This is a genomic window from Nocardioides jishulii, from assembly GCF_006007965.1.
In the GTDB taxonomy this organism is placed as follows: Bacteria; Actinomycetota; Actinomycetes; order Propionibacteriales; family Nocardioidaceae; genus Nocardioides; species Nocardioides jishulii.
This window is the reverse complement of sequence record NZ_CP040748.1, coordinates 3,440,349-3,460,813: the sequence shown is the minus strand read 5'-3', so window position 1 is coordinate 3,460,813 and position 20,465 is coordinate 3,440,349. Positions and strand designations below refer to the sequence as shown.

Below are 20,465 nucleotides of genomic sequence, written 5' to 3'. Positions count from 1 at the left end.
CATGGGCGTGGACCCCCCGCTCACGACGCGTGCAGCGACACCTCGGTCGCCTTGACGCTGAACCAGACGCGCGCTCCCGGTCGGACCCCCAGCTCGGCAGCGGCCTGGGCGGTGACGTCGGCCGCGAGGTGGCCTGCGCGGATGCGCACCAGGTCACCGTTGGGTTCCACCGAGGTCACCACGACCTCGAAGGTGTTGCGCGGGGAGCCGTGCACCGGGTGCGCGTAGACGGAGACGGCGGTCGGGCGGAAGACCGCCACCGCCGCGGTTCCCGGGGTGAGGTCTTCCGCCTGGCCGTGCACCCGCTCGCCGGTCGTGGCCACCAGCTCGCCCGATCCGCCGTCGTGCCGCCAGGTGCCGCGCAGCAGGTTGAGCCCCGCGATCCGGGCACCGAAGACGCTGCGCGGACGCGCCAGGACGTCGGGCGTGGCTCCCTGCTCCACGACCCGCCCGCCCTCGACGACGGCCACCCGGTCGGCGAGCAGGGCAGCGTCGAGCACGTCGTGCGTCACCATCACGCACGTCACCTCGGCCAGCACCTGCCGCAGGGTCTCCCGGACCGCAGGGGTCGCCGCCGCGTCGAGCGCCGCCATCGGTTCGTCGAGCAGGAGCAGGGCGGGCTCCGCCGCCAGTGCGCGGGCCACCGCGACCCGTTGCGCCTGGCCGCCCGACAACGAGCCAGGACGTCGCTCCGCCAGGTCGGCGACGCCGACCCGGTCCAGCCACTCCTGGGCGACGGCCCGCGCCTCGCGCCGCGAGCGTCCTTGCGCGCGCGGGCCGAACTCGACGTTGGCGCGCACGGACAGGTGGGGCAGGAGCAGCGCCTCCTGCGACAGGGTGGCGACGTGGCGGTCGTACGCCGGCACCCAGGTCTGCGTCCGCCCGTCGCGGACGTCGGTGAGCACCCGCCCGTCGAGTGCGACGGTGCCGTCGTCGGGACGCAGGAGTCCGGCGGCGAGCGCGAGGACGGTCGACTTGCCGGCCCCGTTCGGACCGAGCAGCGCCAGGGTCTCGCCTGCCGCGACCTCGAGCTCGACGACGACGTCGCGGTCGGTGACGCGGGCCGAGAGGGACAGGCTGGTCACAGCGCGCTCCGGGTGCGACGGGTCAGCGCGATGACCGCGATCGCGACGGCCACCAGGACGAGCGACAGCGCGACAGCGGCGTCCGGGTCGACCTCGCGCTGGAGGTAGATCTCCAGCGGCAGGGTGCGGGTCACGCCCTGGAGGCTGCCGGCGAAGGTGATCGTCGCCCCGAACTCGCCCAGGGCCCGGGCGAAGGCGAGGAGCGTGCCCGACGCCAGGGCCGGCCAGGTGAGCGGCAGCGTGACGCGACGCAGGACTGTCGAGGGGCGGGCACCCAGGCCGGCGGCGGCCACCTCGTAGCGGGTCCCGGCGGTGACCAGGGCGCCCTCCAGCGATATCACCAGGAAGGGCAATGCCACGAAGGTCTGCGCCAGCACCACCGCCGTCGTGGTGAAGGCGACCTGGATCCCGGCCACCTCGAGCGTCTCCCCGAGCAGGCCGCGCCGCCCGAAGGCCGCGAGCAGCGCAATGCCGCCGACCACGGGCGGCAGCACCAACGGCACCATGACCAGGCTGCGCAGGAGGGAGCGTCCGCGGAACTGCCCACGAGCCAGCACGACGGCGAGCGGGACGCCGAGGACGAGGCAGGCCAGGGTGCTGAGGGCAGACGTACGCAGGCTGAGCGCGAGCGCGGTGCGGGCGGAGTCGCTGGTCACCAGCGCCGGGAAGGAGGCCCAGTCGACCCGGGCGGTCATCGCGAGGAGCGGGAGCAGCAGCAGGAGCGCGCCGAGCATGGCGGGCAGCCACACCCAGCGGGGCAGGCCGCTGTCCGGGCGGCTGCTGGCCCTCCCGGGAGACGACGCGCTCATGGCCGGCGGAAGCCCGCCTCGGTCAGCACCCGCTCGCCGGTGGGTGAGGTGACGAGGTCGGCGAAGGCGCGCGCCAGAGCCGGGCGCTCACTGCCGGAGGCGACGGCGACCGGAGCCACGTTGACCGCCTCGCTCGCCTCCTCGAACTCGATGACCTCCAGGTGGTCGCCGGCGCTCAACGCGTCGGTCACGTAGACGAGTCCGGCCTCGGCCTCGCCGGCCCGCACCTTGCCCAGCACGTCGGTCACGCTCTGCTCCTCGCTGACGGGGGTGAAGGCGACTCCCGCGGCCTCCTCGACCCGGGCAGCGGCGGCGCCGCAGGGCACCTGGGGCGCGCACACGACGAGGTCGACGTCGCCGGCGAGGTCGCGCAGCCCGGCCACGTCGGCCGGGTTGCCGCGCGGCACGACGATCACGAGGGTGTTGGCGGCGAAGGGCGTCGGGTCGGTGACCAGACCGTCGGCGGCGAGTCGCTCCATGGTCGCGGTGTCGGCGGTGGCCACCACGTCGGCGGGGGCGCCCTCCTCCACCTGGGCCACGAGGTCGGCCGACCCCGCGACGTTGAGGCGGACCGTGACGTCGGGGTGCTCCTCCTCGAACAGCTCGACGAGTTCCTCGAAGGGCCCTCGCAGCGAGGCCGCGGCGTGCACGGTCAGGGTGGTGGAGCCCTCCGCCGGCTGGCTGCAGCCCGGTGCCACGGCCAGCAGGAGCAGGACGGTGAGGAGCCGCAGCCGGGCCGCCGTGCTGGCCGAGGTCATGACTGGCTCACCGGCGGGTCACCGGTCGAGGCGTCTCGACGACGACGGTGGTCGACTTGATCGAGGCCACCGCCACCGACCCGAGCTCGAGGCCCAGGTCGCGCACGGCCTCGCTGCTCATCAGGGAGACCACCCGGAAGGGGCCGCACTGCAGCTCGACCTGCGCCATCACGGTGTCGGTCACGATGTCGGTGACGAGCCCGACGAAGCGGTTGCGGGCCGAGCTCGTGACGCCGGAGGGGAGGGCGAGCGTACGCGCGTGCTCGCGCGCGGCGAGCGCGACCTCGTAGGCGTCGACCACCATGCGCCCGGCCTCGTCACTGGTCGCGGTGAGCTGTCCGCGGTCGATCCAGCGGCGCACGGTGTCGTCGCTGACCCCGAGGTGGGCAGCGGCTTCGGTGATCCTCAGTTGCGGCACAAAACCGACGCTATCACCGCAAGTGAGTCAGAGAATCCGTCCTTTTTTCCTGTCCTGCGCCGGCGTCATCCGGGGTGTTCCGGGTGGCGCGGAGGTCCCTGGCGAGCACGGGGGTGGGAGGGTCCGGTCAGTTGGCCTCGGCCTCGGCCGCAGCCGCCGCCCGGGCTCGGCGGGGCCGGGAGAACATCTCCACCACGAGGAGGGCTCCTCCCACGGCCAGGAGGCCGAGGCACCAGAGCAGCGACGTGGGGTCGTTGACCACGACGTAGACAAGCACCAGGCCGTTCGCGAGGAGCCCGGGTACCAGGAGCCACCGTGGCGCGCGGAACGTACGGTCCGAGACGTCTGAGTCGGTGAGCTTGAGCGTGGCCAGGATGACCAGGCAGTAGATGAAGAGGAGGAGCACCACCGTCACCGTCGCCAGGCGCTCGATGAGGTTGATGCCGCCGCCGCCCTGGACCACCAGGGTCCCGATCACGAGGAGACCGGCGACCACGGCGAAGGAGAAGAGCAGGCCCACCCCACGGACTGCGGCGGTGCAGGCGCGCGAAGATCGGCGGCACGACGTCCTCGTTGGCCATGCCGTAGAGGACACGCGGCTCGGTCACCGCCGCCACGAGCGTGGTGTTGGTGATGGCGACGCAGGCGATCACCGCGAAGAGCGTCGTCATGAGCGTGACCGGCAGCGGCACGACGTCGGCCTTGACCACCTCGAGCAGGGCCACGTCGGAGGTGCTCAGCTTGGCGGCACCGACCACGAGCGAGGCCACCACCGCGACGGCCACGTAGATCAGGCCCGCGGCGATCATCCCGCCCACCAGCGCCCGGGGGAAGGCGCGGTGCGGGTCGACGGTCTCCTCGGCGACGTTGACGACGTTCTCGAAGCCCGTCATCGCGAAGAACGCCAGGGCGACGCCGCCCACGATGGCCCAGATCGGGTTGGTCGTGGTCTCGAACTGGACGAGCCGACTGAAGTCGGGGTCTCTCTGCACGACGTACCAGATGCCGATGATGAGGACGAGGACGAGACCGGCAATCTCCACGAAGGTCATCAGCATCGTGATCCACACCGACTCGGTGATGCCGATGTAGTTGATCAGGCCGAGCAGGGCGAAGAAGGCCAGGGAGACCAGCAGGGCCGGCGGCGCGTCCCACACCTGGAGGAAGTAGCTGGCGAAGCCGACGCTCAGGGAGCCGGCAGCCGCGAAGCTGGCCGAGAGGAACGCCACCATGACCAGGAAGGCCAGGGTGCGGTTGTGGAAGGCGCGGTTGACGTAGAGCGCCGCACCCGCGGCGTGGGGATACTTGGTCGCGAGCTCGGCGTAGGCCAGCCCGGTGATCGCGGCGACGCTGACGCCGACGGCGAAGGCGATCCAGAAGGCACCGCCGACGGCACCGGCCACCGAGCCGATCAGGACGTAGACGCCGGAGCCGAGCACGTCGCCCAGCACGTAGAAGAAGAGCAGGCTGGTCGTGATGGTGCGATTCAGCTTGACCGGCTCGTCGCCGTCAGCGGTCTTCTCCGTCACGTGGTCCTCCGGGTGAGTGGTTCTGGGACCAGTCCCCCGGCCGGTACCCCTGAAACGCGAGACGCAGACACGCGACGTGGTGGCCGCCGGCGGCGGCCGGTTGCACTCAACAGACGGGCGTGGGCTCCTCGACGTCGACGTCGTCACCCAGCTTGCTGAACCCGGCCATCACCGGGACCTCGGCGCCGCTCTCGACGAGGCGCTGGGTGTCGCCGTCCAGCTTCACGCCGGCGTCGGAGAGGCCCTTCAGCACCGTCACGAGATCGGTGCTCCAGGCCATGACGTTGTCGCCGTCCAGGAGGAAGGTGACGTCGACGCGGCCGCTGGTGTCCTCCGCGGAGATGCCCAGCGAGGCGACGGCGTTGCCCAGGGTCGACGCGACGGCGTATAGGTCGGCGGTGCCCTTCACCGTGTTGCTCTTGCTGCCCTCCGTGCTGGCTTCGGTGACCCACTCCTCGCCGACCGCGGTCGTGACCACGCCGACGACCGGCGGCGCCACGAACGGTCCCGCGGAGCCGGTCAGGGGGATGCCGGCGAGGTTGGCGCCCCGGGGCGGCGAGCCCGTGCGCCAGCAGCCGGCCGGCGCGGCGTCGTTGCGCTTCGCCGTCCGGAACCACCTGCGCTCGCCCAGCCGCACCTGCTGCGACCGCTGGCGGCGCTGGCCGTTGGAGAGCGTCAGGTCGACCGTCGCGACGTCGTCCTCGAGGTCGAACTCACCGCTGCTGCGCATCAACGGGTCGCTGTCGTCGCCGAGCTGGAACGTGTAGGAGCCGGACTCCTCGGCGGAGAAGTTGCTGACTGCCTGGTCCAGGGCGTCGGCGGCACGCGTGGCGTCCGGGGAATCGCCGTCGTCGTCGGAGCATCCCGTGAGCGCGAGGGTCGCGGTCAGGCCGAGGGCGAGGGCGGCCCGACGGGCACGGCGGTGAAGGACGGTGATGGACATGTGGGGTCTCCTCCTCGTGCCGTGGCGGCGCGACACTGGCAGCGTAACCCTCGCCGCGGGGGCCGTGGAGGCCTGCGAGCACGGCAATCTCGACTCAGCGAGCTGCCTTGACCCAGCGTCGCCAGTCTGGCTGCGGGGTGTAGCCGAGCGCCTGCCACAGGCCGTTGCCGTCGTTGTTCTCCTCCAGCACCATGGCGTGGATGCGGGTGGCGCCCAACGCCTTGAGCCGTGCCTCGGCACGCCCTACCAGCAGGCGCGCGGTGCCGCGGCGCCGGTGTTGGGGAGCGACCGCGAGGCGGTAGAGGCTGGCCCGCCAGCCGTCCCACCCGGCGATCACGGTGCCGACGACCTCACCGTCGTCCACGGCGAGCAGCAGGGCGTCGGGGTCGCGCTCGATGAGCAGGCGTACGAGGTCGGGCCGGTCGGCGGGACGCCCCCTGTTCTCGGCGGCGAGCGACCAGAGCGCGACGACGTCGTCGACGTCCTCGTCGCGCGCCGCGCGAATCTGCGGCAGTCGGGAGGCGGCGGTGGAGCCCTGCACGAGGTTGGCGAAGGGGAGTCGGCCGTAGTCCTGCTCGAAGCGGGCGATGAGCTGGGCCGACACCACCTCGGGGTCGGTGTCAGGGGTCTCGAGCCAGGCGACGAGCAGCTCGTCGGAGTCGGAGAGCTGCCAGATGTAGCGCCCGCCCCAGTGGTTGCCGGTCTGGCCGCGGCCGAAGCGCAGCAGCTCGCCGAGCCGCTTGGCCAGCCCTCGGCGCTTGCCGACGCCGCTCGTGGCGCGGCCGATGTAGATCACCTCGGCGCCGTCGACCCACGCCTCCCGCAGCTCGGTCGCGGGGACAGTCGGGTCCTTCTCGCTCGTCCTGCCGCCGGGGTTGGTCGGGCGGAAGCGCGGCGGCGCCACGCCGGGACGGACGACGACGTAGACGCCGGCGCCCGAAGGCACCTCGGCGCGCGGCAGGTCGGCGATGCGGACCCAGCCAGCGAAGCCCTCGGCGGTCAGTGCGGAGCGGTCCCAGGCCATGGATGCCAGTGTGCCCTGTCGGGCCACATCACCCTCGGGTGCCCGCCTCACGAGACGACCCGTCGGACGAACGCGTCCAGGTTCTCCTGGAGCCTGGCGATGCGGGCCTCGGTGGTGGTCGTCTCCTCGGGCTGCACGCGCGCAGGCCGCTTCAGTCGACGGACGTAGAGCGAGCAGGCCAGGTCTGCGCACAGGTAGGTGCCGACCGTGTTGCCGTTGCGGCCAGCCGCACCGGCGCGCGGCGCGACCATCAGGTCCATGTCGGAGGAGGAGTGAGTGGTGAGGCAGAACGCGCACATGTTCTTGCGGCCCCCGTGACCGGCGCGGTTGCCCACCCGCAGCACGAGCCCGGTGAGCTGGCCGCGCCACGGAGCCACCAGGTGGGCGGTGCCGGGCGCTGCCGGGTCACGCCACCCGAGGAAGTCGAGGTCGGCCCACCGGATCGCGTCGTACGCCGTGGGCAGCCGCAGGCGCTTGGCCTCGCCCTTCGAGCAGTTCACGAAGCAGGCGCGGATCTCCTCGGGGGTGAGTGGCTCCATGGCGATCAGGGTGCCACGGGCGCTAGCGTCACCAACGTGGCCCGTGCAGGGAAGCGCGTCGTGCGGTGGCTGGGTGTCGTCCTGGCCCCGGCGGTGGTGCTGGCCGGTCTCACCGCCTGCACCTCCGACGACGAGCCGCCCGGTGAGCCGAGCGGGTGGACCTTCCTCGGTGACGAGGTCGTCGACGTCGACGAGTCGCTGGCTGCGGCTGACCGGATGTGGCAGCAGGCATGGTCGTCTTGGGACCAGGTCGTCGCGGTCCCCGACGACTCGCGCTGCTGGTTCATCGCCGACGACGCCGGAGCACTGGAGCAGCAAGGGGTCTGTGGCCCGTTCCGCGGCCTGGGTACCCCCGCCGCCGAGTGGGTCCAGGTCCAGTTCACCCCGGAGGCTCCCGAGACCGAGACCGAGACCGGGACGGTGCGGATGGTGCCGACTGCGCTGTCGCCGGTGCAGCCGGGCGTCGTACGCCGCTCGCTCACCCTGGTGCGGCCCGCGGGCGAGGGGCAGGGGAAGGACAGGAAGGTCGAGGAAGGGGAGTGGGACCCCCGGGTGGCACCGCCGAAGGGATGGCCGCGCACGCTGCCGGTGGGCCGGGTGAAGTCCGGACCCGTCCAGCGGTTCGGTGCCGAGGTGGTGGCCCGTGGGCGCGTGCGGGTCGACGGGTTCGTCCAGACCGTGCGCGTCGTACGCCCTCGCAAGGTGCAGCTGGCCGACCGCGGGACCTACGTGCCACGCCAGGGCCAGGCGTTCGCCGAGTTCCGCTTCGCCCCGTTCGACTCCCACCGCGCCGTCGAGGCCGGGTTGGCCCTCGACCAGAGCATCGAGGCGGGGGAGATCCGGCTCGGGGTGGAGTCCGGCGGCCGTTCGTGGAGTGGCGTCTACACCACGCCGGTCGCTGGTCCGGTCGGTCAGGGTCAGGCCGTGGTGGTGGAACCACCCTCAGGGCTCTTCGTGCTGCCTCAGTGGCCGTCGTGGGACGACCCCACCTTCACCGTCGTCGTGGGCCAGAAGACCTACGACCTCCGGGGGGTGCCCTGACGGCCACGACGCGGGCCAGACGCGCGGATGTGAGCGGCGTCATGCTTGGTTAGGGTTCGCTCATGCGTCGCCTTGCCCGGCTCCTGACGGCCCTCGCCACCGTCCCGCTCGCGACGGCCGTCCTGGCCGTCCCGGCCCACGCCGACGAACCGCCCGCGCACGTGCCGGTCTGGGACAAGGGTCCGGGCGGGGAGCGCTACGTCGCGTTCGGCGACTCCTTCGTCTCCGGGCCGGGGATCACGCCCCAGCGAGCCGTCGGCTGCAGTCGCAGCGAGCGCAACTTCGCCACGCTGGTCGCCGAGGGCCTGGACGTCACGTCCTACGTCGACGCGTCGTGCGGCGGAGCGACGACCCGTCACTTCACCGAGTCGCAGGGCAGCAACGCACCGCAGCTCGACGCACTGAGCGCCGACACCACGCTGGTCACCTTCGGGACGATGGGCGGCAACGACATCGGCCTGGTGCAGCTGGGCCGGGCCTGCGCGGCGTCCGCCGAGACCAGTTGCGTGCCCGGGGCCGGCCCCGACCCACTGGCGGCGCGCTTCGAGGCGGCGCGCAAGGGTCTGGTCTCAGGCCTGGCGGCCACGAAGGAGCGGGCGCCGAAGGCCGAGGTCTTCGTCGTCGGCTACGGGACGTACGTGCCTCCGGGCGGCTGCCCCGGCACCTTCCTCGGCCTTGTGGACCCGGCCGAGTTCGACTACCTCCAGGGCCAGATCGACCGGCTCTCCGACCTGCTCCAGCAGGTCGCCCGCGACGCCGGCGTGGCGTTCGTCGACCAGCGCAGGATCCCCGGCGCCATCGACCACACCGTCTGCGCCTGGCCCGACCAGCAGTGGATCCGCGGCATCAACGACTTCGGCGACGGCTCCCTGCTGCACCCCTCCAGTGCGGGGATGAAGGCGACGGCCGACTACCTGCTCGCCCGGATCGCCGAGGAGCGGGTGACGCCTGCCCCCGCCCCGACCACCCCCACGAAGAAGCAGCGGCTCGCCGCCCTGAAGGCGAAGGCGAAGACGGTGCGCGCCGGCGTCACCTGCCAGCAGCGGGGTCGTACGGTCCGGGCTCGCGTCACCGGCGGCAGGGGTGCGGTCGCCCGCGTCGAGTGTGGAAGGTGGGCGCCCGGCGCCTGGGCCTGGACCGCGCGAAGCCCTTCGTCCTCACCACCAGGGCGAAGAAGGTCCGCCGGCTCGACGGTCGCCAACGCGTCGTCGTCACGCTGCTCGACAAGGGTGACAAGGACGTGCGCGTGGTGCGCACCTTGATGCCGCGTCGTCCGCGCTGCGCACGCTGACGTCGTACGCCCGTGGCGGGCGCTGCCCGATGCAGGGGACTGACGTGGGTCACACCGAGTCCTGGTGTCGGAAGATGCGCCGACTCCCTCGCGTCTGCTCGCCACCGACACGGCCGCGCCGTGGCTGCCTCAGTTGAGCCACGGGCAGACGAGGTCGCGGGTCTGGAGCATGTGGTGCGACTGCCGGTCGACCTTGGGACGAGCGTGCTCCGACGGGCGCACCAGCGGCACCCGCGACCCCTGTTCTCTGGCCGGCTCGGTGGTGGGCTCGGAGGTGGGTCCTGGGGTCTGACGGGCGGCGTCGAGGTTGACCTCGACGTCGTACGCCCCGTGCCCGTTGGGCTCGACCTTCGTCGGCCCGAGGCGACGCAGCATGGCCAACGAGGCCGCGTTGGTGCCAGCGACCTCGGTCACCAGACGCGTGACGCCCTCGGGGCGGTGGCGCACCAGTGCGGCCAGGAGGGCGGTGGCGATGCCGCGGCCCTGCCACGAGTCCTTCACGGTGACCGCCACGTCGGCGGTGTCGGTGACGTCGGGGTAGCGCACCATCCGGGCGATCGCGACCGGGTCGAAGACGTCGGGGGAGGTCTCGGCGCTGAGCACCAGGGCGACGTGGTTGATCCCGTCGACGTCGTCGACCAGGTGGTGGAGCATCGCCTCACTGAGGTGCTTGACGGGGGCCAGGAAGCGCTGCCGCTTGGTCTCGGCGCTGAGCTCCTCGAAACCTGCGGCCAGGAGGTCCCGGTCGTCGCGCATCAGCGGACTGATCCACGCCGCGGTCCCGTCCTTGAGCTTCACCTGCTCGAACATCCCGGCTCCTTCGGCTCGCCCTCTCCTCGCACCCTAGGGCGATCGGCGTGAGGTCTCGGGGCATGGCCGCATTTCGGTCGGTCCTCGTCCCCGGTGCGAGACTGGAGCACCCGGGCCGTCGAGCGAGAAGGAGTCGACCGTGGAGCTGCGCCAGCGCATCGCCGAGCGCCGAGGTGGCATCGTGCTCTTCGGGATGACCCCGCCGCGGCACGGCACCTCCCAGGAGGCCGTCCGTCAGGTGGCCCAACGCACGGTGCAGCGGCTCGAGCCGCTCGACGTCGACGCCCTGGTGCTCTACGACATCGACGACGAGTCCGACCGCAACCCCGCCGAGCGCCCGTTCCCCTACTCCGCGACCCTCGACCCGGCCCACTTCGCCGAGCAGCTCGAGGGCTGGAAGAAGCCGGTCGTCATCTACCGCTGCGTCGGCAAGTACACGCCCGACCACCTCGGTGAGTGGCTCGGCGCGCAGGACCCCGAGCGGGTGATGACCGTCTTCGTCGGCGCCTCCTCGCGCGACAAGGAGGTCGCGGTCAGCCTGGCCGAGGCGCAGGAGCTGCGTCGCCAGCTGCAGCCCGACCTGCTGCTGGGCGGCGTCGCGATCCCCGAGCGCCACCAGCTCCGCGGCGACGAGCAGGCCCGCCTGCTGGCCAAGCAGTCGGCCGGCGTGAGCTTCTTCGTCAGCCAGGTCGTCTACGACGTCAACGCCGCCAAGGACTTGCTCTCCGACTACCACTACGCCTGCCGCGAGGCCGGCGTCGATCCGGTGCCGCTGGTCTTCACGCTCTCGGTCTGCGGCTCGCTGAAGACGCTGGAGTTCCTGGAGTGGCTGGGCGTCAACGTGCCCCGGTGGGTCCAGAACGACCTGCGCCACTCCTCCGACACGTTGCAGCAGTCCTACGACCAGTGCGTGGCCACGGCCGATGAGCTGATCGCCTTCGCTGACCGGCTCGGGCTGCCGATCGGCTTCAACGTCGAGTCGGTGGCGATCCGCAAGGCCGAGATCGAGGCGTCGGTCGAGCTGGCGGGCCACATCCGCAAGCGGCTCGAGGAGTACCGCGACTTCTGAGTCGCCCGCCGGGGGATGATGCCGCCCATGGACGTCACCATCGAGACCCCCACCCAGGCCGGCGTCGAGCAGGCGCTCGAGGTCGCGCGTCGCTGGCTGCCCGCCTTCCTGGCCGGCGAGCGCGCCCCTGACGAGCTGTACGCCGACCCCACCGTCACGTGGCACAACGTCGGCGAGCGGGAGGTCGAGGTGCAGCGCACGCCGTCGCGTACGCGCAGCAACGCCGCGGGCGCCGACCTCTCGGTGACCGAGGCGCGGGTGAAGGTCTTCGACGGCGGGTGGGTCTTCCAGGGCACGACCGTGGGCACCAACCGGCGGGGTGAGCAGGTGCGCATCCCGGTCTGCCTCGTGGTGACGTTGCGCGACGGCCGGATCGCCCGCTTCGAGGAGTACGCCGACTCCCGGGCGGCCGAGGCGCTCTTCGCGACCGACTGACGGCCGAGACGTCGCGGGGTGATGACAGTCACGTTCCTCTCGACTACTGTGACAGTTCTACTGTCACAGTGAGGCGTGCGCGCCTCGAGCAGGGAGGTACGCATGCCCACCAGGCCGTCGATCTACGAGACCGAGCACGAGGACTTCCGCTCCACCGTGCGCTCCTTCCTGGAGAAGGAGGTCGTGCCGCACCACGACGCGTGGGAGGCCGCCGGGCAGGTCGACCGGGACGTCTGGCTCAAGGCCGGCGAGGCCGGGCTGCTCTGCCTCGACGTGCCCGAGGCGTACGGCGGTGCCGGCGTGAAGGACTTCCGCTACACCGCCGTGATGGCCGAGGAGATCATCCGGGCCGGCGCCAGCGGACTGGGCTTCGGCCTGCACAGCGACATCGTCGTCCCCTACGTCACCGCGCTCGGCACCGACGAGCAGAAGCAGCGGTGGCTGCCCGGTTTGGTGAGCGGCGAGACGATCTCGGCCATCGCCATGACCGAGCCCGGCGCCGGCTCCGACCTGCAGGGCATCGCCACCCACGCGGTCGACAAGGGCGACCACTTCGTGCTCAACGGGTCGAAGACCTTCATCTCCAACGGCATCCTCTCGGACCTGGTGATCGTGGTCGCGAAGACCGACCCCGAGGCCGGCCACTCCGGGATCAGCCTGCTGGTCGTCGAGCGTGGGATGGAGGGGTTCACCCGTGGTCGCAACCTCGACAAGATGGGCCTCAAGGCGCAGGACACCGCCGAGCTCTTCTTCGACGACGTCGTGGTGCCGAAGGAGAACCTCCTGGGCCAGCTCGGCGGCGGCTTCATCCACCTGATGGAGAACCTGCCCCAGGAGCGGATCTCCATCGCCGTCATCGCGGTCGCCGCGATGGAGCACGTGCTCGACCTCTGCCTCGACTACGCCAAGGAGCGCAAGGCGTTCGGGCGTTCGATCGGCAACTTCCAGCACAACCGCTTCCTGCTCGCCGAGATGGCGACCGAGGCCCACATCGCGCGGGTCTTCGTCAACGACTGCATTGAGCAGCTCAACGCCGGCACCGCCGACGCGAGCCTCGCGTCGATGGCGAAGTGGTGGACCACCGAGCTGCAGAAGAAGTTCGTCGACGCGGGCGTCCAGCTGCACGGCGGCTACGGCTACATGATGGAGTACCCGATCGCGAAGGCCTACCTGGACAGCCGCATCCAGACGATCTACGGCGGCACCACCGAGATCCAGAAGGAGATCATCGGGCGGATGCTCGGCATCTGAGCCCACCGCCCGCCCGGGTCACTCCTTCAGGAGCAGCAGCTCCCCGTGGACCATGGAGAAGTACGCGTCGGGGTGCTCGCCCCACGCCCGCCAGTCGGCGGCCATCGCGGCGATGCGGTCGTCGTCGAGGCCGAGCGCCCTGAGCTTCGCGTTCTGCTCCGACTCCAGGATCCGGGCGGACTGCACGTCGCCCCACCAACGGGTCACCTCGGGGCTCGCGTACGTCCACGTCGTGGCGTCGACGCTCACCTCGCCGAGCGCGGGGAGGCCGGCGGCGTTCGACCAGGCGCGCAGGTGGCGCGCGGCGTCCGGCTCGCCGCCGTTGTCGCGCGCGATCCGGCGGTAGCACTCCAGCCAGTCGCTCATGCCGGGGTTGGCCGGGTGCCAGTGCATCACCGCGTAGTCGACCTCGCGGACCGCGACGACCCGGCGGGCCACCCGCGCCATCTCGCGCAGCGCGGCCGGCGGGTCGGTGAGGTACTGCAGCACCTGGTGGCAGTGCACGACGTCGAAGGAGCCGTCCTCGAAGGGCAGCTCGTAGACCGAGCCGGTCCGCAGGGCGACGTTGTCGACGCCACGCTCCTCCATCAGCGCCTGCGCCGCAGCGAGCGCGTCGGGTGCGGCCTCGATGCCGACCACCTGACCGGGCGCCACGATCCGGGCCAGGCCGGCGGTGATGCTGCCCGGCCCGAAGCCGACGTCGAGCAGGGTCGTGCCCGATGAGAGGTGCGGCAGCAGGTGGGCCGCGGAGTTCTCGGCCGTGCGGGCGCCGTGGGCGGCCAGCACGCTGGCGTGGTGGCCGTGCAGGTAGTTCTCGTCAGCGGGGCGTGTCATGGGCTGATCCTCTCCCGCGAGCGCGCGGACCGCTCACACCTTGCGCACGTAGAACAGCATCCGCGAGCCGTCCTCGACGTTGGTGAAGCCGAGCCGCTCGTAGAAGCGGCGGGTGTCGACGTCGACCTCGTCGACGTTGATCTGCACCTCCCCGGCGCCGATCTCCTGCACCCACGTCGAGAGCGCCGCCATCAGTGCGGTCCCGACGCCCGTCCCGCGGCGGGCCGGGCGGGCGTACAGCTCCTCGAGGAGGACGATGCCGCCGTCGTAGTAGGGGCTGGGGCGCAGGGTGGCGAGGGCGAAGCCGACCGGATCCCCGTCCGCCTCGGCGAGCCACGCGCGTACGTCGTCGCGCCCCAGCTGGAGGCCGAGGCGTCGCGTGAAGTCGCCGACCGGCGGCGTCGGTGCCTCGAACTCCACGTTGAAGTCGTGGAGGAGGCGGGCGATCGTGGCGGCCTCACCCGCACCGGCCACCCGCGCCCCCACGGGTGCCCGGCTCACCGGTGCACCCCCGCCAAGGTCGTACGCAGCGCGGCGACCCGCTCGTCGTCCCAGCCGTCAGGCTGCAGCATCGCCGCCCACGCCAGGGTCGGTTGGGTGCCGTACATGTGTCCCTGCTCCTCCTCGAAGGCGTTGCTCACGGCCATGTCGACGGCCAGGTTGAGGAAGGTGGTCACCGGATACCACTCCATGTCGGGGTTGACCGCCGGGTCGAGAGGCTCCCGCAGCCAGTCGGGCTCCTCCCAGAGCACCGGCCAGTCCCACCACACGATGGGGTCGTCGGCCTGCTGCAGGAAGACCGAGCGTGGGTGGCCGGTGATGTCGGAGGCCCGGTTGGCGAAGAGCACCTCCGGCCCCAGCTCCGGCTTGATCTGGAGAGAGCCGGGCGCGCGCTGCTGCTCCGCCTCGCGGCGCAGGTGCATCGTGGCGGGTGGCCCCACCCACAACGACGCATCGGCGTCCGCGAGCAGGTCGCCGAGGGAGGCGTACGCCCTGCCGCCCCCGAACGAGCCGAGCGACTCCCCGGCCACCAGCAGCCGGGGGCGCTCGGCCTCGGGCTCCTGCTGGATCCGCTCACGGACGGCGTCGACCAGCGCGGCGCCTGCGTCGCCAGCGGCGTGCGACTCGGTCAGGAAGGCCAAGGGGCTCGGCAGGTGGGAGTACTGCACCGAGACCGTGGCCACGTCGCCGCCGTAGAGGTACTCGAGCGGCTGCACGATCTGCTCGTTGACCCACCCGGTGCCCGTCGGGACCACCACCAGGATGGCGCTGCGGTCGAAGGCGTCGAACCGCTCCATCTCCTCGAGGGCGAGGCCCGCCTGCTCCTCGGGGTCCGACGTCGTCGCCCGGCCCACGAAGACCCGGACGGGCTCCACGGCGGCCGGCTCGCCGTCGCTGCGGAACTCCTGCAGCCGCTCCACCGACGGTCCGCGGGTGAGGAAGCGCCGGCCCTCGTCACCGACCTCCTCCCACGCCACCTCGGAGGCCGGACCGGTGGAGCGGAGCATCGACTCCGGTGCGGTCACCCCGTCCTCGATCTCGAGGTCGCTCAGGGTGAAGCTGGCGTTGAGGCCGTCGAGGGTGCGCTCGTAGACCCACGCGTTCAGGGCCGAGGCCAGCGCCCACGCGACCAGGACGGTGGCCATGGCACCGGCGATCCAGCGGGGGAGCACCCGTCCCCAGGCGCGTGCGGTCGAGCGTCGCAGCCAGGCCACTGCGAGGCCGACGGCCAGGAGGAGGCCGGCCACCAGCAGCGTCACGCCGATCGTGCCGGCGTAGACGAGCCACGACGACGACGGCGAGTGGTCGAGGCGCTCCCACGTCCACCGGTGCTGGGCCACGGCGTGCCGGGACATCAGCGCGACGAGGCCCACGAGGGCGACGAGCACGCCCAGCCGCAGCCGCTGGTCAGTGCGACGCGTGAGCCGCGGCGGGGTCCAGGACGAGCGTCGTACGCCCCACGCGACGAGGCGGGTGACGCCAGCGCCGATGCCGTAGCCCACCGCGACCGCGACGCCGCTGACCACGCCTTGGAAGTACCAGTCGCGCACGAGCAGCGACGGTGCCAACGACTGCTGGAAGGCGACCAGTGCCAACGCCAGGCCCAGGAGCCGGGGACGCGCGAGGGCCTTCCAGAACAGCGCCGACTCGTCCATGGCCGCTCCTCGTGCGGAATCCTTCTCGGACCCTAGCCGTCGGAGCGGTCGCCCGGGTGGGTCATGCGCGCCGCACGGCCTCGGCCCAGGCGCTCACCCACTCGGGCAGGTCGAGCTCGGGGGCCTCGGGGATCAGCTCCTTCACCTCGTCCGGCGCCACGTCTCCGCCCTTCTTCCGCAGGAAGCGGACCTGGGCCACCGCGTGCGCCGCGAGCGTGCCCCGCTGCATGAAGCGCGACTCGATGTACATCGCCTTCTCGTCGAAGCCGATCACCTGGGTCTGGAGGTCGAAGCGCTGCCACGGCTTGAGCGAGCGGCGGTAGCGGATCGTCTGGCTCGCCACGACCGAGTACCACCCACGCTCCTGGCACATCTGCCACAGCCCGGAGCGCAGCATCTGGTCAACCCGGCCGAGGTCCATGAAGCCGAAGTACTTGGCGTTGTTCATGTGGCCCAGGCCGTCGAGGTCGCTCGGCAGCACCCGGAAGGGCGATCGGGTGGTGCCCCACAACAGAGTCCGAGGGCGTCGTTTGGTGGTCAGCACGAGCCAGATGAGGCGCCAGTAGAGGTTCACCGGCGAAGTCTCCGCCGTGGGCCGGCAGGGCGCCAGCGAAGGTCCGATGGGTGGGCCAGCGGACGTATCCTGGACGAATGCGGCCGTTCGGAGCCGTACCCCCCAGTAGGTGCCCCTAAGTCTGTGTGATTGTCGGACGAGCCGCATACGATGCGAAGCCTGTCCGCTCGACGTCTTTGGGGGAGAAGGAACTCATGCGACCACTGACCAGAACCACGGCTGCGGCGGGGATGATCCTCGCGCTGACCGTGTCCACCGCCACGGGACTCGTGTCGACCTCCTCCGCGGCCCCGTCCGACGAGGGGTTCGGGGCCCGCGCCGAGGTCCACGGCGAAGGCGGGGTCGTGAACTTCGTCGGGACGAAGGCCGGCAAGCCCCTCGCTCCGCCGAAGGGCATCCGCGCCTCCTCGAGCCCGAAGACTGCCGCGCGCGCCTTCGTCGAGCAGCACGCCAACGAGTTCGGCCTGGGCAGGCGCTCGGAGGTGAAGGCCGACCGCGTCCACGAGCAGGTCACCGGCAACACCACCGTGCGCGTCGTGCAGGAGATCGACGGCGTCGAGGTGCTCGGTGGCGAGCTCGCCGTGCAGCTCGACGAGGACAACCGCATCGTCTCCGCCTCCGGCGAGGTCCTTCCGGACGCCAGCACCCCCAACGTCGGCCGGGCCACCGTCGGCCAGGCTGTTGCCGTCCGCTCCGCCAAGGCCTACGTCGCCCGCGGCGCCGGCGTGAAGCCGAGCCAGGTCACGGCCGTCTACGAGGGCCTGAAGGTCTACGACCCGAGCATCATCGGCAGCGACAAGCTGCCGGGTGCTCGCACCGTCCACGCGGTCGAGGTCTCCTACTCCGACCACGTCCGTCGCCAGGTCTTCGTGGACGCCCAGCTGGGCGCGATCGTCGATGCGTTCGACGAGATCCACGCGGCCAAGAACCGCCGCGTCTGCGACGCGGGCAACACCCCCAACGGTGTGCCGTGCTCCAACTCGGTCCTCACCGAGGGCGGCAACGTCAACGCGATGAACGCCGAGGTCCGTCAGGCCTACACCTACTCGGGTGCGACCTACGACTGGTTCAAGGCCCAGTTCAACCGTGACTCGATCGACGGCAAGGGCATGCCCCTCGTCTCGACCGTGCGCTACTGCGACCCCGACAGCGGCTGCCCCTACGCCAACGCGTTCTGGAACGGCTCGCAGATGACCTACGGCGCGGGCTACGCCTCCGCCGACGACGTGGTCGGCCACGAGCTCGCCCACGGTGTCACCGAGCGCTCCTCGCGCCTCTTCTACTCGTACCAGTCCGGTGCGATCAACGAGTCGATCTCCGACATCTTCGGTGAGTTCGTCGACCTCGCGACCAGCTCGCCCAACGACGCGGCCGCCGACCGGTGGAAGCTCGGCGAGTCGTTGCCGATCGGGGCGATCCGCAACATGGCCAACCCGAATCAGTTCAACCAGCCGGCGCGGATGAACGACCCGCTCTACTACCGCGGCAGGGGCGACAACGGCGGTGTCCACTACAACAGCGGCGTCGGCAACAAGGCCGCCTCGCTGATGACCGACGGTGGCTCCTTCAACGGCCAGACGGTCTCCGGCCTGGGCGTCACCAAGACTGCCGCGATCTGGTACGAGGCCAACACGGGCATCCTCACCTCCGCCAGCGACTACCAGGACCTGGCCCGTGCGCTGCGCCAGGCCTGCAAGAACCTGGTCGGCACGAAGGGCATCTCGTACAGCAACTGCACCCAGGTCGACAAGGCCGTCAAGGCCACGCAGATGGACATCGCGCGTTCCAACGCCAAGGACATGAAGACCTGCAAGAAGGTCAAGTGGAGCTTCTCCGACGGTCTGGAGAAGGGTGGCAAGAAGTGGAAGGCGCAGCGTCCGTGGTTCGCCCCCGGCAACCCGAACAACCTGGGCTTCGACGCGACCTACGCCAGCACCGGCAAGAAGAACCTCTGGGGCTTCGACCGCCCGGGCAACTGGTTCCCTGACTCCAAGAAGGGCAAGTCGAAGGACTACTCGGTCAGGACGAAGAAGAAGGTGAAGGTGCCCAAGCACAAGAGCTCCTTCCTGCGCTTCAAGCACGCCTACCTCTTCGACACCGACAACGGCAAGAACTACGACGGCGGTCGGGTGGAGTACTCGCTCAACGGCAAGAAGTGGTTCGACGTCTTCAAGGGCAAGTACCCCAACAAGGTGCACAAGGTGTCTGCGAAGAAGTCGTTGAACTCCAAGTTCGCGGGCAAGCGCGCGTTCGCCGGTGAGAGCGGTGGCTACCGCACCACGGTGGTGAAGTTCCCGAAGAAGGCCCGCGGCAAGAAGGTCTTCGTCCGGTTCCGCATCGCCACCGAGGCGTCGGTCAACATCTACGCCCTCGGCTGGTTCATCGACGACATCGGAGTCGGTCGCTGCAAGTGACCCCCTGAGTCGCGCAGACGACGACGCCGGGAGCGAGAGTGATCTCGTTCCCGGCGTCGTTGCGTTTGCGGTGTCGGCGCGTTCGCGGCCGTCGTGCCCTGGTGACGTGTGAACCGCGCTCAGGTGCGCTGGGCGCGCTCCGGGGCAGCCGGGTAGACCCCCAGCACCTTGATGTCGGTGGTGAAGAAGGCCAGCTCCTCCAAGGCTCGCGCCAGGGCCGGCTCGTCCGGGTGGCCGTCGACCTCGGCGAGGAACTGGGTCGCGGCGAACTCGCCGCCCACCATGTAGCTCTCCAGCTTCGTCATGTTGACGCCGTTGGTCGCGAAGCCGCCGAGCGCCTTGTAGAGCGCGGCCGGCAGGTTGCGTACGTTGAAGATGAAGCTCGTGACGACCGGCCCCTGCCCCGCGGGCGCCTTGACGTAGTCGGGCGAGAGCACCACGAAGCGGGTGGTGTTGTGGTCCTCGTCCTCGACCTCCGTACGCAGCACCTCGAGCCCGTAGATCTCGGCGGCCAGCGGCGGCGCGAGAGCGGCCTGGGTGATGTCGCCGGACTCGGAGACCTCGCGGGCCGCTCCGGCGGTGTCACCGGCGGTGACCGGCCTGGCGCCGAGCTCGCGGATGACGTTGCGGCACTGGCCCAGCGCGTGGACGTGGCTGTGCACGGTGCGGATCGTCGACTCGTCGGCACCCGGCAGCGCCATCAGGTTGAAGGTAATGCGCAGGAAGTGCTCGCCCACGATGTGCAGCGACGAGGCGGGCAGGAAGTGGTGGATGTCGGCTACCCGACCGGCCAGCGAGTTGTCGATCGGGATCATCGCCAGGTCCGCGTCGCCGCCCTCGACGGCCGCGAACACGTCCTCGAACGAGGCGCACGGGACGGCCTCGTGGTCGGGGTAGTGCTGGGCGCAGACGATGTGGGAGTTGGCGCCCGGCTCACCCTGGTAGGCGATGCGGCGGGTCTTCTCGGTGGCACTCACGCGGACCACTGTCCCACGCCGCCCGTTGGTGTCGCGTCGAGGCCGTTCACAGGCCAGCCGCGACTAGGCTGCCGCCGTGTCCTACCTCGCGGTCCCCGCCCTGCTCCTCTCCGTCGTCGCCGTGGTCTTCTCGGTCGTCGCCCTGCGGCGTACGGCCGGCTCCCGCCCCGCCGTCGCCGGCGCGTCCCCGTTGCCCGAGGACGTCGTCGGCCTGCGCCGGGAGGTGGCGGCGCTGCAGGCTGCCTCGCAGGGCGCGCTGCGACACCTCTCCGTGGTGCGGTACGACGCCTTCGGCGACGTCGGCGGGCACCTGTCGTGGTCGGTCGCGCTGCTCGACGACGCCGGCGACGGCGTGGTGCTCAGCTCGATCCACGGCCGGAGCGAGGCGCGGACGTACGCCAAGACGATCAGCAGCTGGTCGAGCGAGGCCCAGCTCTCTCCGGAGGAGCAGGAGGCCGTCGCGCACGCGCGCGGCTGACCCAGCTCTGCTGATCAGCGCGGAACGCGG

The 20,465-nt window shown here is 71.3% G+C and carries 21 protein-coding genes; 7 read left to right on the top strand and 14 right to left on the bottom strand.

What is annotated here, in order from left to right:
- Positions 1–20: 20 nt before the first annotated feature.
- The 8 genes from FCL41_RS17585 to FCL41_RS16420 all read right to left on the bottom strand — a co-directional run bounded on the left by FCL41_RS17585 (position 21) and on the right by FCL41_RS16420 (position 7,105).
- Positions 21–1,085: a sulfate/molybdate ABC transporter ATP-binding protein gene (locus tag FCL41_RS17585; RefSeq protein ID WP_137064627.1), complete on the bottom strand. Its 1,065-nt coding sequence runs from the start codon at positions 1,083–1,085 to the stop codon at positions 21–23.
- On the bottom strand, positions 1,082–1,894 hold the full coding sequence (locus FCL41_RS17580) for an ABC transporter permease (protein ID WP_137064628.1): 813 nt from the start codon (positions 1,892–1,894) through the stop codon (positions 1,082–1,084). The genes FCL41_RS17585 and FCL41_RS17580 overlap by 4 nt, the downstream gene beginning before the upstream one ends.
- Positions 1,891–2,652 carry a molybdate ABC transporter substrate-binding protein gene (gene modA, locus FCL41_RS16450; protein ID WP_137064629.1) on the bottom strand — a complete coding sequence of 254 codons (762 nt, stop codon included), beginning with the start codon at positions 2,650–2,652 and terminating at the stop codon, positions 1,891–1,893. Before modA ends, FCL41_RS17580 begins: the two co-directional genes overlap by 4 nt.
- Before the next feature lie 7 nt (positions 2,653–2,659).
- A complete protein-coding gene (locus FCL41_RS16445; protein WP_137064630.1) occupies positions 2,660–3,070 on the bottom strand; it encodes a TOBE domain-containing protein in 411 nt (136 codons plus the stop codon).
- 65 nt (positions 3,071–3,135) lie between these two features.
- Positions 3,136–4,599, bottom strand: coding sequence for an APC family permease (locus tag FCL41_RS16440; protein WP_217496785.1), 1,464 nt, complete (start codon positions 4,597–4,599; stop codon positions 3,136–3,138).
- 106 nt (positions 4,600–4,705) lie between these two features.
- Positions 4,706–5,542, bottom strand: coding sequence for a hypothetical protein (locus tag FCL41_RS16435; RefSeq protein ID WP_137064632.1), 837 nt, complete (start codon positions 5,540–5,542; stop codon positions 4,706–4,708).
- A 94-nt stretch (positions 5,543–5,636) separates the two neighbouring features.
- Entirely contained in the window at positions 5,637–6,566 is a 930-nt protein-coding gene (locus FCL41_RS17575; RefSeq protein WP_239021691.1) for a GNAT family N-acetyltransferase, read from the bottom strand.
- Positions 6,567–6,613: 47 nt separating this feature from the next.
- Entirely contained in the window at positions 6,614–7,105 is a 492-nt protein-coding gene (locus FCL41_RS16420) for an FBP domain-containing protein (RefSeq protein WP_137064633.1), read from the bottom strand.
- Positions 7,106–7,141: 36 nt separating this feature from the next.
- Between FCL41_RS16420 and FCL41_RS16415 the strand changes: the two genes are divergently transcribed.
- Together FCL41_RS16415 and FCL41_RS16410 are read left to right on the top strand one after the other, a co-directional pair.
- On the top strand, positions 7,142–8,146 hold the full coding sequence (locus tag FCL41_RS16415) for a hypothetical protein (RefSeq protein WP_137064634.1): 1,005 nt from the start codon (positions 7,142–7,144) through the stop codon (positions 8,144–8,146).
- A gap of 62 nt (positions 8,147–8,208) precedes the next feature.
- A complete protein-coding gene (locus FCL41_RS16410; RefSeq protein WP_138868075.1) occupies positions 8,209–9,408 on the top strand; it encodes an SGNH/GDSL hydrolase family protein in 1,200 nt (399 codons plus the stop codon).
- A gap of 158 nt (positions 9,409–9,566) precedes the next feature.
- Here the strand turns inward: FCL41_RS16410 and FCL41_RS16405 are convergent, their stop codons facing one another.
- Entirely contained in the window at positions 9,567–10,247 is a 681-nt protein-coding gene (locus tag FCL41_RS16405; protein WP_137064636.1) for a GNAT family N-acetyltransferase, read from the bottom strand.
- A gap of 139 nt (positions 10,248–10,386) precedes the next feature.
- Here FCL41_RS16405 and FCL41_RS16400 point away from each other — a divergent pair, with 139 nt between their 5' ends.
- From FCL41_RS16400 to FCL41_RS16390, 3 genes are all read left to right on the top strand, one after another.
- Positions 10,387–11,316 (top strand): methylenetetrahydrofolate reductase, encoded by a 930-nt coding sequence (locus FCL41_RS16400; protein WP_212723051.1) that lies wholly within the window; start codon positions 10,387–10,389, stop codon positions 11,314–11,316.
- Positions 11,317–11,343: 27 nt separating this feature from the next.
- Positions 11,344–11,751, top strand: coding sequence for a nuclear transport factor 2 family protein (locus tag FCL41_RS16395; RefSeq protein ID WP_170970162.1), 408 nt, complete (start codon positions 11,344–11,346; stop codon positions 11,749–11,751).
- Positions 11,752–11,853: 102 nt separating this feature from the next.
- Positions 11,854–13,002 carry an acyl-CoA dehydrogenase family protein gene (locus tag FCL41_RS16390; protein WP_137064638.1) on the top strand — a complete coding sequence of 383 codons (1,149 nt, stop codon included), beginning with the start codon at positions 11,854–11,856 and terminating at the stop codon, positions 13,000–13,002.
- 18 nt (positions 13,003–13,020) lie between these two features.
- Here the strand turns inward: FCL41_RS16390 and FCL41_RS16385 are convergent, their stop codons facing one another.
- The 4 genes from FCL41_RS16385 to FCL41_RS16370 all read right to left on the bottom strand — a co-directional run bounded on the left by FCL41_RS16385 (position 13,021) and on the right by FCL41_RS16370 (position 16,566).
- Positions 13,021–13,836, bottom strand: a complete 816-nt coding sequence (locus FCL41_RS16385; RefSeq protein WP_137064639.1) for a class I SAM-dependent methyltransferase — start codon at positions 13,834–13,836, stop codon at positions 13,021–13,023.
- A gap of 33 nt (positions 13,837–13,869) precedes the next feature.
- The gene (locus FCL41_RS16380; RefSeq protein WP_137065343.1) at positions 13,870–14,322 is read right to left on the bottom strand and encodes a GNAT family N-acetyltransferase; all 453 of its coding nucleotides are present in this window, start codon (positions 14,320–14,322) and stop codon (positions 13,870–13,872) included.
- An 11-nt stretch (positions 14,323–14,333) separates the two neighbouring features.
- Positions 14,334–15,992, bottom strand: coding sequence for an alpha/beta-hydrolase family protein (locus tag FCL41_RS16375; protein ID WP_137064640.1), 1,659 nt, complete (start codon positions 15,990–15,992; stop codon positions 14,334–14,336).
- A gap of 61 nt (positions 15,993–16,053) precedes the next feature.
- Positions 16,054–16,566 carry an acyl-CoA thioesterase gene (locus FCL41_RS16370; protein ID WP_137064641.1) on the bottom strand — a complete coding sequence of 171 codons (513 nt, stop codon included), beginning with the start codon at positions 16,564–16,566 and terminating at the stop codon, positions 16,054–16,056.
- A gap of 194 nt (positions 16,567–16,760) precedes the next feature.
- Here FCL41_RS16370 and FCL41_RS16365 point away from each other — a divergent pair, with 194 nt between their 5' ends.
- Complete coding sequence (locus FCL41_RS16365) at positions 16,761–18,980, top strand: M4 family metallopeptidase (RefSeq protein WP_137064642.1); 2,220 nt, start codon at positions 16,761–16,763, stop codon at positions 18,978–18,980.
- 119 nt (positions 18,981–19,099) lie between these two features.
- Here FCL41_RS16365 and FCL41_RS16360 read toward each other — a convergent pair whose 3' ends face one another.
- Positions 19,100–19,957: a prephenate dehydratase gene (locus tag FCL41_RS16360; RefSeq protein ID WP_137064643.1), complete on the bottom strand. Its 858-nt coding sequence runs from the start codon at positions 19,955–19,957 to the stop codon at positions 19,100–19,102.
- A 76-nt stretch (positions 19,958–20,033) separates the two neighbouring features.
- Here FCL41_RS16360 and FCL41_RS16355 point away from each other — a divergent pair, with 76 nt between their 5' ends.
- Entirely contained in the window at positions 20,034–20,435 is a 402-nt protein-coding gene (locus FCL41_RS16355; protein WP_137064644.1) for a DUF4446 family protein, read from the top strand.
- The last annotated feature ends 30 nt before the right edge of the window (positions 20,436–20,465 follow it).